This window comes from Virgibacillus halotolerans, from assembly GCF_016908515.1.
GTDB lineage: Bacteria > Bacillota > Bacilli > Bacillales > Amphibacillaceae > Virgibacillus_M > Virgibacillus_M halotolerans.
This window is the reverse complement of sequence record NZ_JAFBEA010000001.1, coordinates 486,720-496,706: the sequence shown is the minus strand read 5'-3', so window position 1 is coordinate 496,706 and position 9,987 is coordinate 486,720. Positions and strand designations below refer to the sequence as shown.

Here is a 9,987-nt window from a genome sequence, read left to right as displayed (position 1 = left end):
AATCTGTGTTTTATTTAGAGTCGCCTGTAAAATCTAAGTTAAAAGACTCATCAATTGATTTTGTATAATGTGCTGTATACCACTCTCTACTATCTAATGCACTCTCAAAATCATCTTCACTCTCGATCCTTTCATTGTGTTGAATTATCCTAGATGGTGGACTTGGATACTCCCATGTTGGATATTCAAATATTTGATGTGATCCTTTATATGCTATGTACTCACATCCATTATATCCAGCCCAATATATTTGTAATTTTTCATCCCAATATTTATCTTTAAAAGTATCGCCCTTCATTTCCATCACTCCTCAAAAATTAGATTGAGACTCGATTATACTAACTATGAATTAGTTATCAGTTCCCTCATGCCTTCCACCACTTCTTTATCGTTTTCCACTAGTTTGCCATTTACGAATATATCCCCATTAGGACTGAGCTTAATAATCTCCCTACCTGCAGCATTAAAGATAATGCTTTGACTGTCATGGTTTAATAGGTTTTTCGTTTCCTCAATATTAAATTTCATTCTAATTCCTCCTAGTCTAAATCATTAGTATTTTAATTAAAATCGTCATCTTATTTGAATAAATCAATTACCAAATCAATAATTTCCCCTAATGCTCCAACTGTTACAAGTGTCACGCATATTAAAAAGTAATACGCAAATCCTCCGGTTACTCTGATCTCAAACTCACGAATCGCATCCAACCACTTCATATAGTCACTCCTTTAACTCATACTGTCATATCGTTCTTGTTTTTCTCTTTTCATTTCCATATACTCTTCAAATTCTTTCTTATTCTTTCTGACCAAACTACCTTCAATCAATGTATCCAACAACTCTAATTCAAGCTTCAAAGGAACGTCAGCATCTTTATCTATTTCCCTCACTTCTTCACTCTCCTTATATAATTGGTCTTCTCTAAACAACATTAATGGCTGGCCTTTGCATTGCACCCTATATTTAACCGTCTTGGTGTCACCTAAAATACTAATTGACCTTCTCTCATATACATCTGTTATAGATCCTTTCAAATTTATATCTTTAATCATTACGACATCACCAACTTTATACTTCAAAAATGTTCACCTTCTAAGTTGTTATAATATAATACTACCTAATAATCCTTAATTTCGTACATATACTTTGCATTAATGATGTCAATGGGAGATGTAGCATCAGATAAGAACTGTTTTGTGCTCATATTATCCTTATCAATATCAATCTTATCGACAAATTTGTAATATAATACTAGCAAATGCTTATCTGACTTCACTTTATCTCCCATTTTGTCCATTAATGATTCTACATTCTGATATATTTTGTTATCAGTTACGTTTCTACACCTAGTCATTGATCAACTGGACTTCACTTTCATGGAACCATTCGTCGTATAGACCTTTTTTGGTAAATGTCAATTTATAAAAAACGTAGCCTTCATCATCTTCTTTGTCATAGCTTACAATTGTTCCAATATTTCCTGAAAAATCTGTAGCTAATTCCTCATCTTCAAGTACTAGGGCTTTCTTTTTCATATTTAAGCTATGATCCACGCTATGTATTCCCCCTATGTTATTAATTTTCCTTCTGTTTACGTAACTCCATAACTCCCATAATTGCATAGTTTGCTGCATCGAGAAGCGTGTCCTCTACGCTCTCTTTTACTAAAGCTTCATTTTCGTTTAATTGTTTTAATCTACGAAACTTGTCATCTAACCTAATGATGAGCGACAGCAGTCCATACTCTTTATACTGTTCTGAAAAACTACTACCATAGTCTCTATTCTTTCTGATGTAAGTATCATGAATTTCGTCTAATAACGCCTGATGTGCATCTTTATTTGTCTTTGCAAAGCTAATCTTATCAGTTTGGATATTGTCAAATTTTACTCCATCACTTTTATTCTGAGGATATTTAGCTTTTGACGTAATTGATGAAGCATATTCTCCTAAACTATACGGTTGCTTACTAGCCTCTTCATTTAGGCCATTCAAACTGTAGCTACTATTCATAGCTTCAGTGACAGCATCGATTGCTGAAACTTGATCCTTGTGAGTCATCGAAATGTCATCTAATTGCATACCTTTATAAATAATTCCCAATTTATCTTCCTCCTTTTAGTGTAAAATCCTAACTTCAACATTCTGTCTGCCAAATTTCCTAGCTTCTGATTCTGAATTAACTAGAATATCAATCCTATTTTGTTGAATGTCCCCACCAGTATCGTCCGCAATGTACTTTTCTCCATTAATTTCGACCATTGTACCCAACGGAATTACATTGGGATCAACCGCAATAATCTTATTGCCACTTGGATGATAAATAGTACCACTTACATCTGTACCTTCCTTAGTTGTTCCTGTGCACTGTGTGTCACAAAATGCTACATATGCAGTAGCTTCCATTGTCATAGTGTTGGTTTCAACAGGTTTTCTTTTCTTGATTTTTTCTTTAGGTTTCTGCTTAGACCTAGATTCTTTCTTACTCTTCTCTTTCTTTTCAGCTAATAATTGTAGTTGTTGCTCTCTTTTATCTTCTTGTTCTGCAGCTAACTTTTTCTCTTTAGCTAATCTTTTCTCTTCTTCTTTCTTAGCCTTAGCCTCTGCATCTTCACGCTTCTTTTCTCTAACCTTGGCCAATCTCTTCTTTTCCTTTGTTACTAATTCTTTTAAATTGTCCTCATACATTTTGCTGTCAGCCTGTGAAACTAAGTTTTTGTACCTACCTAGTCTACCTTCTAAGCTATTCTCCTCATGCACCTTCATACGCTTTCGGATATTATCATTAGTGAATTGACTAGGACTACTTTTATATGTAGGTTTCTGGGAGCCAGTTGTGATAACTGCACCCCCATAGCCAATAAAAACAATAAATGAGGTGATGAGGAAAGTACCAATTGTATAATAAAATGCGTCTTTTAATTTATTATTTTTGTTGTTACTTCCCATTTTCGCACCTCTACTTAATAGACTTGACTGCTTCCAGAGCTTTTTTAATGTCTTCTAGTTCGGTCAACGTTTTATATTTAATCGTGCCTACAGCACCCTCTAAATTAGCCTTTAATTCATCTGTTTTACCAGATTTAATAACTGCGTCTGCCGCCTTGCGTAATTCTTCTTTTAGTGACTCCCCGTCGTCCAACACTTCGATTTCATCTTTGACAACATCCTTAAGGGATTTAATCTCTTCTTTTTTACGCTGCTTACCTTTCAACGCTTTGTCCATCGCAGGTTTCCATAGTTGGTAATTAGGTTTATCTACTGTTTCGCCAATTTTATATGTTCCGGTACGATCTTTTTCAACAAGACCTTTAGGTTTTCCATTCTCATCATTAAATGTACGGACTACAACATCAAAATCATGTTCTATCTTTTTTTGACCATCCGGCATAACACCGATCTTCTTAATTTCACCACCAGAATTCTCATTTTGATCCTTTTGTTCAGCAATAAAGACTAAATGTTTCCCTTGTTTTGCAAAGTTGAGCATACGAGCAAAGAATTCTCCGTAATAAGTTTTCATTTTTCCATACTCTTTAAATGAAAGTCCTTCACCCTCTGCATCTCGACTATTCTTAACCGCACGTTTCTCAGCGATCTTATTCATAGCGTGAATCATGTTGTTGTGGAATCTTGTTAAAGAATCTACGGTAAATGTTTCAATTGATTCAAACAACTCGTCATCCATCTCTAACTCATCTAAGTCATCATTAAGCTCTTTGAAAGATAATGTGCTAGAGTTAACTACTACGTTATCTAAATCATAGAAGTTAGTACCTGAATCCGAGTCAACTAGTGCGATGTTAGGGAAAGACAATCCAGTTGGAGTCTTCCCACTTCCTGCGTATCCGTAAAATAAAAACTTAGTTCCTTCTTTTTTCTTATCTGGTTTAACAAATGCCATTAATCATCATTCTCCCTTTTATGTATTTATTTGATTTGTTGTCTGACTATTTCCTACTTGAATGGATCATCGTCAGACGAATCGTCTGAATCTCCCCACTCGCCAGCGTCTAATTCTTTGTCTTGAAATGCCTCATCCACTTCTTCTGCTTTAAAGTCATCTTCAGAGTATTTTTTCTCTTCGATAGTCTCAGGATATCCTTTGGTAATTTCAAGTGATTTATTTGTGTCTCGGATAATGTCATTACCGCTAGACTGATGTAAGTCCTCTCCCCATTCGTCCGTAACAACCGTCTCTTCAGTGATAGTCTCCATATCTGTTGTACTATGTACTAGTCCAGAAACTTTAATTTGTGTGCCAAATTTGAATTTACGTAAGTTTAAAGCGAACTTTTTATATCGAGTAATATCAATAAAGTATTCAAATGGAACAAATAACCCTTTTTTATCATAGATAATATTTGCATTAACAATCAGTCGATTCGTTTTCTTATCTAATTCCGTTCCAGTCACAACCAATGTTTGGTCAAAAGTAGACTGTTCTTCAAACCCTTCTGCGTCAAAGTCAATGGGTTCAGATGTATGGTAAATTGAACGAATTTCAAAACTCTGCTGCGTATCTCCCTTGTATTCATTGAATCGTTTTCCTCCATTAACAAATACAGAATCTCCATCTTCCAATCCTTTATGAATTTCTTCGATCGCATCGAATGGAGCTAATACTTTTTTAATGTTACCACCTTTTTCATCTTGTTCGATTCCTACATTAGTTCCCATAAATACTTCCCAGCCATCTTCAATATCCTTGTATACATCATCGCTATATGTGATTTTCTTACGTTGCTTATCTTTTTTGTCAGTAGGTGTGATTGTAATCTCGTCAAATTTCATACCAAATAGCTCAACTGGAACAAAGTTATTCTTGCTTGTTTGAATCATAAAGTTTAATCGTCTATACTCTAGTCCTCCGCCTGTTGTTCCTTTGTTAAATGCAAATGGCAATCCAATTTGTCGTACAATACCTCGTAGTTTAAAGTTTCCGTAAGTTGGTTGTAATTCTGTCATCAATAAATCTCTCCCTTTTTTCTTGTAAGTTTAATTTTTGTTTTATATACTATAATGTCACCCTATAACCTTCAGAAAATAACCACCACCCTTAATGATGTCCCGTTAATTTAATAAATCAGACATGATTCTGTCGTTAACGTCTTGCTGCTTACTAACCAAATCAACCACTATATTCTTTACCTTAATCAACTCAGAGGACAGAGATGCTACCATATCAAGTAACTGTTCATTGTTTGGATCATTTTCAACTTTTGTGACGGTATGCTTCTGATACCAAATCTTATGGCCAAAATCATCAAATATACATATACCCCGATTAGTACTATCAACTTCAACTACGATATAACATTCCTTTTGAGTGCCATTTGTCTTTGGAACTCTAACTCTATCAGCAATATCAATAATATCATCTTCCTTAAGCTTATAATCGCCTTCTTTGATCACATGGGTTTCACCTGATGATGACTTAGCGAGAAAATGCTCTCCTACATATTCAATATAGTCAGTATCTCCAGTCGGATTAAAAACTTCCATTTCTTTAAATCCTTCACCACCGAAACGATCCATATTAACAATGATTATGTCACCTTTATTTATGTCCAACTCAATTCCCCCTTTTTATTGTTTAGCGTGGCTTCATTCTGCCGTGGTACACATAAGACAGTGCATCAGAAACTCCTCTGACATACATGTTCTTTTGTTCAATGCTTGCATCTGCATAATTCTTATCAAAGTAAGCCAATAAATCGTACAATACTTTATCTTCATCTCTCTTGGCCAACCAACCAACTCCTTTAGTGTAACAAACATTATACTATATTGCTACCCTATATTGATTAAAAAAATACTTTTTTCAATAAAGTTTACTCCCAGCTATCAAAGATTGCTGTAATTCCTGACTCATCGTCTATTGCTATCTTCTTATAATGACCCATTCTACTGAATAATGTATCAGAGTTAATGAACTGACCACTCTTAGATCCTAATCTGTCTTTCTTTATCAAATAAATTCCATCCGCAACCTTTTCTACATATAGACCAACTTGCTCCCTGATGACCATCTCGTGACGGTGAGTATATCTTTTCAGTTCCATTCATTCCATCTCCTTTTTTTATTTGAGATTATAGTTCAAATCAAACTTACATTTTACTGTAAATCATTCTCCTTCTGGTGATAAGCTTTGTACATTAGGATGATTTGTTAATGGCTCAGTATAAAGCAACATATTGATCCCCATACCTACAGTAAACTCTACATAAGCACCACTAGTAGCATCTTTTGCATAATACCTGCTGCAATCCTCTTCGCCACGATATACGCCATCTGTTCCCGGCGCAGGAGTGACTACCTTTCCGTTTGAACCACTTTCTACCCTAAAATTCGGAGTTAATGACGTACACATTGATACAGGAGGCCCATCTAGCACATAGTAACCAATCATATCTCCATCAGAGTTTTGCAGATAGACATAGGCTAATTGATCTTTCTTATTCCAAGTGTCTGTAAAAAAGTTGATAGTTTCCCTCGTTTTCGGGTTAGTCATCTCCTTAGCTGGTTCCTTTTCTGATAGCTTGGTATAAGTATTCTGTTGTATTCCCGTTTCTTTGTCTTGAGATGTTTCTTCCAAACATGCAGATAATACAACTGCCGATAAAACTAACATTAAAATGGCTAGACTGCCTTTATTTAGTAAGCTTCGCAAATTGTTTCCTCCTCGTTTTCATTTAATTCATAAGGTAAGTCTGATGCTCTAAATTGTCCTTGCGTTGCTTCCTTACGTGCGTCTGCATTATATGATGAAATAAGTTCCGCCCTTTTATTCTTTGCAGCTGTTATTGACGTTTTAAGTACTGTTTCACGCTGCACTTCATCAGTTTCCTCTAACTCATCTTGCATATTAACAATCTTGCTCTCTATGGATTGAACACTGGCACACGAATCGTAAAAGCTGTCATATGAAGCTATGCGATAATCACTGTTAGCTTTTGTATCCTCGATTTGACCCGTTTCCCCTCGAAAGTCTGCTGTTTCTCGCTGTAAAAATCCAAATCCATAAACAGATACAAGGAACAGTACTGCGATTGCTAATAATGATGTTATTGTTATTAATGTTGCTTTTTTCATTTTTTATCACCTCTTCTATATCGCATTTTATCTAGAATTCCATTCAAGCCTATACTCTCCACTCTGCATCTCTTTTCTTATCTTCAAGACTTAAAAACCAATGTTTCAAGCTTCTTTTGTAGTCTGACCTCGTCATCCAAGTAGGGTAACAAGTCACTATGATTGTTTAAAATTAAATCTATCGAATCAGCAGAAATCCCTTCTCCTTGCTCTAATTCTTGCAATACTTTATGTAACTCAAGTGTTTCTTTGAATGGACTCTTAAGCACCCTCAAAGTACCATCTCTTAAATGATCTTCTTTATGCTCTTCATTATAAAGATATACTGCAACTGACTCAGGCATTTCATCCATTTTAAAGTCCATAAACTGTCCTAAAAAGTCATCCCCCACATATGTTGTTATGCCATTCTTATCTGTTAGTCTAAACTCCCATTCCCGATCTGATAATCTCTCTAGTTTAAACTCCTGACCTTTAACCATTTTATAAATCTCATCGCCATCAAAATCATAGTTTTGATTTGCTGTTACTGTTATTATTTTGCTCATTTTTATTCCTCCTTTTAATATTTTATAACGCCAACCTGCAAAAGAAAAAGTGGTATTTAAAACCCATAGTTGTTGCTAACTGGTTCGATTATTTCTAAAACCCTTCCAACTTCATTGTTGAGGCGTTTTATCAATTCCTTATCATCTTCATCAATAAATTGAATTTCAAACGGATAATCACCTTCGTTACTCATATACATTGCCCCGAAAGCAAAAAACTCTTTTTGTTGGTCATTTCCACATACTTCAATAGGAACAATCATAACGTCTCCGTCATCCGTTCTTACTATTGTGTTATTCTTTAAAGAATAGGTCATTTTTCTCTCTCCTTGTGACAATAATCAATAACAATATCTCTAATGTCTTCTAATTCCTTTATTTTAATTCTTATTAGTCTCTGTTCATTACTATTTCCATATGATTCGTCGCACCACTCCATGTGAGAAGATTTTCTAACACTTATTTCCTCTAATAGCTGCTCTAAGCAATTTTCCATTTCCTTGCCCCTATCTCATCATTGTTTCTGCATTCAATAATCACTAATCAACATCTCCTTTTCTTTATTTTGACTATGTATCTATTATAATGTTACCCAATAATAAAGTCAAGCATTATTTATAAATGAATTTTAAACAGTGAACCTTTATCATTATAAGGTTTAACTTTAAAAAGAATATCGAAATCAGATGGATCATATGTATTATTTTCAATTGACAGTCGATTGATAACCTCTGCATTAGGAGCTTCAATTAAATATTTGCAATCTCCTCCGCTATCTCTGGATCTTGCATAGCTGTTACCAACCAATTTGCACTTCCTGTTGCCAGAACCACCTAGCTCAATCGTATTCATATTGCTATTAATGGCTTTTTCATAATCTGTAAGTTCGCTACTCTCGTCTGAGATGAATTTGATAAAGTTTAAGTCGATCAGTGCATCTTTAACACCGACATATCCTACACCCTTTTCATCTTCTCCAATATACTGAATGAAACTCTCCCTGCTTGTGTCAAGTACAGTAACAAGCTCATCACTTTCATTGAATACTTTCAAGTCAACAACTTCTCTTAATCCGAATTTCATTAATATCTCTCCCTTTAATTTTTATTTTTTGTCTATTTATATTATAATACTACCCAATAAAAATGTCAACAATGAAATCAAAGAATTTAAATATTGCTCAATTACATTAATTCTTCTCCCTTTATAATGTCAACTATACCATCTCTGATACGTTCAATCACATCTGCAACTTTCCTGTCATTAACTGCATTCAATAAATTGTTAAAGGTATTCAGCGTGGCACTAATAAAAAATCTATCATCGTCATTCGTTGTATCGATTTGATCACGTATTATATATCCAAACTCGCCTTCTAACATAATTGCCAAACTCAAAGCCTCATCATCTTCATTATCAATACTCTTACCTAACATTTTTAAAGTTCCTTCAAAATCGCTAACAATTTTAAAATCCAGCATTCACTCACCTCCAATTTCTACTGATATGATTCTATCCTTACCATTTATATCTTTAATCGTATATGTATTACTATTTGGGTAGGTCGATTTAATTAATGAAGTAACAGATTTACTTTGTTTATGGCCAATTTCAAACGCCATCATTGAATTATCTTTCATAATATGCCTGCCTTGTTCGATGATTCTCTTGTAAGCTGCCAAACCATCATCTTCAGCAAACAATGCAATTTTAGGGTCAAAGCTTTTCACTGTATCTGACATAGAATCCGCTTCTCTCTGATCAATATATGGAGGATTAGATATAATAACATCCACTTTAATATCGTCATCAATTAGTGGCTGCAAAAAATCTCCTTCTAAAAAAGTAACATTGGATTGAAGATTATCGTTATTATCTGTAGCAACTTTTATTGCATCCGTAGATATGTCAGTTGCATACACCTTCGCATTCAGTAATTCTAACGACAATGTAATTGCTATAATCCCACTTCCAGTGCCAGCATCAACGATTGTCAGAGCCTGATCACCTACAGCTTCTATTATATGATGCACAAGCTCTTCTGTTTCTGGCCTTGGAATTAGTACATCTTCATTAACTTTAAATTCTCTACCATAAAACTCTTCCACTCCTGTTATGTGTTGAACTGGGATGCCTGATATAGCATGCTTTGTAACAGCTTCTTTAAATAAAGCTACAATATCTTCAGGGGTTGGATCACGCATCATCATATAAAACTTCGATCTAGATACATTCAAATAATGCTGAAGTAATATTTCTGCAACTCTTGACTCTCTATAATGTTTCTCTAAAAGGAGAGAAGCCCATTGTAGGACTTCATATTGTTTTAATTGTTCCATA

General features: G+C 34.6%; 20 protein-coding genes. All 20 read right to left on the bottom strand.

All coding sequences use genetic code 11. From position 1 onward, the window contains the following. Positions 1 to 10 precede the first annotated feature (10 nt). The 20 genes from JOC34_RS02860 to prmC all read right to left on the bottom strand — a co-directional run bounded on the left by JOC34_RS02860 (position 11) and on the right by prmC (position 9,986). Entirely contained in the window at positions 11 to 298 is a 288-nt protein-coding gene (locus JOC34_RS02860) for a hypothetical protein (protein ID WP_205135194.1), read from the bottom strand. A 44-nt stretch (positions 299 to 342) separates the two neighbouring features. Further along, positions 343 to 528 carry a hypothetical protein gene (locus JOC34_RS02855; RefSeq protein WP_205135193.1) on the bottom strand — a complete coding sequence of 62 codons (186 nt, stop codon included), beginning with the start codon at positions 526 to 528 and terminating at the stop codon, positions 343 to 345. A 50-nt stretch (positions 529 to 578) separates the two neighbouring features. Continuing rightward, entirely contained in the window at positions 579 to 719 is a 141-nt protein-coding gene (locus JOC34_RS02850; protein ID WP_205135192.1) for a hypothetical protein, read from the bottom strand. Between the two features lie 12 nt (positions 720 to 731). Then, a complete protein-coding gene (locus JOC34_RS02845) occupies positions 732 to 1,082 on the bottom strand; it encodes a hypothetical protein (protein WP_205135191.1) in 351 nt (116 codons plus the stop codon). 38 nt (positions 1,083 to 1,120) lie between these two features. Then, on the bottom strand, positions 1,121 to 1,300 hold the full coding sequence (locus JOC34_RS02840) for a hypothetical protein (RefSeq protein ID WP_205135190.1): 180 nt from the start codon (positions 1,298 to 1,300) through the stop codon (positions 1,121 to 1,123). A 49-nt stretch (positions 1,301 to 1,349) separates the two neighbouring features. After that, the gene (locus tag JOC34_RS02835; protein ID WP_205135189.1) at positions 1,350 to 1,556 is read right to left on the bottom strand and encodes a hypothetical protein; all 207 of its coding nucleotides are present in this window, start codon (positions 1,554 to 1,556) and stop codon (positions 1,350 to 1,352) included. A 22-nt stretch (positions 1,557 to 1,578) separates the two neighbouring features. Continuing rightward, positions 1,579 to 2,106, bottom strand: a complete 528-nt coding sequence (locus tag JOC34_RS02830) for a nucleotide modification associated domain-containing protein (RefSeq protein ID WP_239544032.1) — start codon at positions 2,104 to 2,106, stop codon at positions 1,579 to 1,581. Positions 2,107 to 2,121: 15 nt separating this feature from the next. Then, entirely contained in the window at positions 2,122 to 2,952 is an 831-nt protein-coding gene (locus JOC34_RS02825) for a 3D domain-containing protein (RefSeq protein WP_239544031.1), read from the bottom strand. 10 nt (positions 2,953 to 2,962) lie between these two features. Then, the gene (locus JOC34_RS02820; RefSeq protein ID WP_205135188.1) at positions 2,963 to 3,907 is read right to left on the bottom strand and encodes an AAA family ATPase; all 945 of its coding nucleotides are present in this window, start codon (positions 3,905 to 3,907) and stop codon (positions 2,963 to 2,965) included. A 53-nt stretch (positions 3,908 to 3,960) separates the two neighbouring features. Continuing rightward, positions 3,961 to 4,971, bottom strand: coding sequence for a hypothetical protein (locus JOC34_RS02815; protein ID WP_205135187.1), 1,011 nt, complete (start codon positions 4,969 to 4,971; stop codon positions 3,961 to 3,963). Between the two features lie 105 nt (positions 4,972 to 5,076). After that, the gene (locus tag JOC34_RS02810; protein ID WP_205135186.1) at positions 5,077 to 5,577 is read right to left on the bottom strand and encodes a hypothetical protein; all 501 of its coding nucleotides are present in this window, start codon (positions 5,575 to 5,577) and stop codon (positions 5,077 to 5,079) included. A 22-nt stretch (positions 5,578 to 5,599) separates the two neighbouring features. Further along, positions 5,600 to 5,755 (bottom strand): hypothetical protein, encoded by a 156-nt coding sequence (locus JOC34_RS02805; RefSeq protein ID WP_205135185.1) that lies wholly within the window; start codon positions 5,753 to 5,755, stop codon positions 5,600 to 5,602. 82 nt (positions 5,756 to 5,837) lie between these two features. Then, positions 5,838 to 6,068, bottom strand: a complete 231-nt coding sequence (locus JOC34_RS02800; protein WP_205135184.1) for a hypothetical protein — start codon at positions 6,066 to 6,068, stop codon at positions 5,838 to 5,840. A gap of 63 nt (positions 6,069 to 6,131) precedes the next feature. Beyond that, positions 6,132 to 6,677, bottom strand: a complete 546-nt coding sequence (locus tag JOC34_RS02795) for a hypothetical protein (RefSeq protein WP_205135183.1) — start codon at positions 6,675 to 6,677, stop codon at positions 6,132 to 6,134. Further along, positions 6,662 to 7,099, bottom strand: coding sequence for a hypothetical protein (locus tag JOC34_RS02790; protein WP_205135182.1), 438 nt, complete (start codon positions 7,097 to 7,099; stop codon positions 6,662 to 6,664). The genes JOC34_RS02795 and JOC34_RS02790 overlap by 16 nt, the downstream gene beginning before the upstream one ends. A gap of 83 nt (positions 7,100 to 7,182) precedes the next feature. Beyond that, positions 7,183 to 7,647, bottom strand: coding sequence for a hypothetical protein (locus tag JOC34_RS02785; RefSeq protein WP_205135181.1), 465 nt, complete (start codon positions 7,645 to 7,647; stop codon positions 7,183 to 7,185). Between the two features lie 56 nt (positions 7,648 to 7,703). Continuing rightward, positions 7,704 to 7,964 (bottom strand): hypothetical protein, encoded by a 261-nt coding sequence (locus JOC34_RS02780; protein WP_205135180.1) that lies wholly within the window; start codon positions 7,962 to 7,964, stop codon positions 7,704 to 7,706. 298 nt (positions 7,965 to 8,262) lie between these two features. After that, positions 8,263 to 8,730: a hypothetical protein gene (locus tag JOC34_RS02775; RefSeq protein ID WP_205135179.1), complete on the bottom strand. Its 468-nt coding sequence runs from the start codon at positions 8,728 to 8,730 to the stop codon at positions 8,263 to 8,265. Between the two features lie 101 nt (positions 8,731 to 8,831). Further along, complete coding sequence (locus JOC34_RS02770) at positions 8,832 to 9,128, bottom strand: hypothetical protein (protein WP_205135178.1); 297 nt, start codon at positions 9,126 to 9,128, stop codon at positions 8,832 to 8,834. Further along, complete coding sequence (prmC, locus tag JOC34_RS02765) at positions 9,129 to 9,986, bottom strand: peptide chain release factor N(5)-glutamine methyltransferase (protein WP_205135177.1); 858 nt, start codon at positions 9,984 to 9,986, stop codon at positions 9,129 to 9,131. Position 9,987 lies beyond the last annotated feature (1 nt).

Coding starts and splice junctions, on each gene's coding strand:
- JOC34_RS02790 (WP_205135182.1), bottom strand. CDS start 7,099: ATGAAAAAAGCAACATTAATAACAATAACATCATTATTAGCAATCGCA.
- JOC34_RS02785 (WP_205135181.1), bottom strand. CDS start 7,647: ATGAGCAAAATAATAACAGTAACAGCAAATCAAAACTATGATTTTGAT.
- JOC34_RS02820 (WP_205135188.1), bottom strand. CDS start 3,907: ATGGCATTTGTTAAACCAGATAAGAAAAAAGAAGGAACTAAGTTTTTA.
- JOC34_RS02855 (WP_205135193.1), bottom strand. CDS start 528: ATGAAATTTAATATTGAGGAAACGAAAAACCTATTAAACCATGACAGT.
- JOC34_RS02775 (WP_205135179.1), bottom strand. CDS start 8,730: ATGAAATTCGGATTAAGAGAAGTTGTTGACTTGAAAGTATTCAATGAA.
- JOC34_RS02850 (WP_205135192.1), bottom strand. CDS start 719: ATGAAGTGGTTGGATGCGATTCGTGAGTTTGAGATCAGAGTAACCGGA.
- JOC34_RS02780 (WP_205135180.1), bottom strand. CDS start 7,964: ATGACCTATTCTTTAAAGAATAACACAATAGTAAGAACGGATGACGGA.
- JOC34_RS02825 (WP_239544031.1), bottom strand. CDS start 2,952: ATGGGAAGTAACAACAAAAATAATAAATTAAAAGACGCATTTTATTAT.
- JOC34_RS02770 (WP_205135178.1), bottom strand. CDS start 9,128: ATGCTGGATTTTAAAATTGTTAGCGATTTTGAAGGAACTTTAAAAATG.
- JOC34_RS02800 (WP_205135184.1), bottom strand. CDS start 6,068: ATGGAACTGAAAAGATATACTCACCGTCACGAGATGGTCATCAGGGAG.
- JOC34_RS02840 (WP_205135190.1), bottom strand. CDS start 1,300: ATGGACAAAATGGGAGATAAAGTGAAGTCAGATAAGCATTTGCTAGTA.
- prmC (WP_205135177.1), bottom strand. CDS start 9,986: ATGGAACAATTAAAACAATATGAAGTCCTACAATGGGCTTCTCTCCTT.
- JOC34_RS02815 (WP_205135187.1), bottom strand. CDS start 4,971: ATGACAGAATTACAACCAACTTACGGAAACTTTAAACTACGAGGTATT.
- JOC34_RS02860 (WP_205135194.1), bottom strand. CDS start 298: ATGAAGGGCGATACTTTTAAAGATAAATATTGGGATGAAAAATTACAA.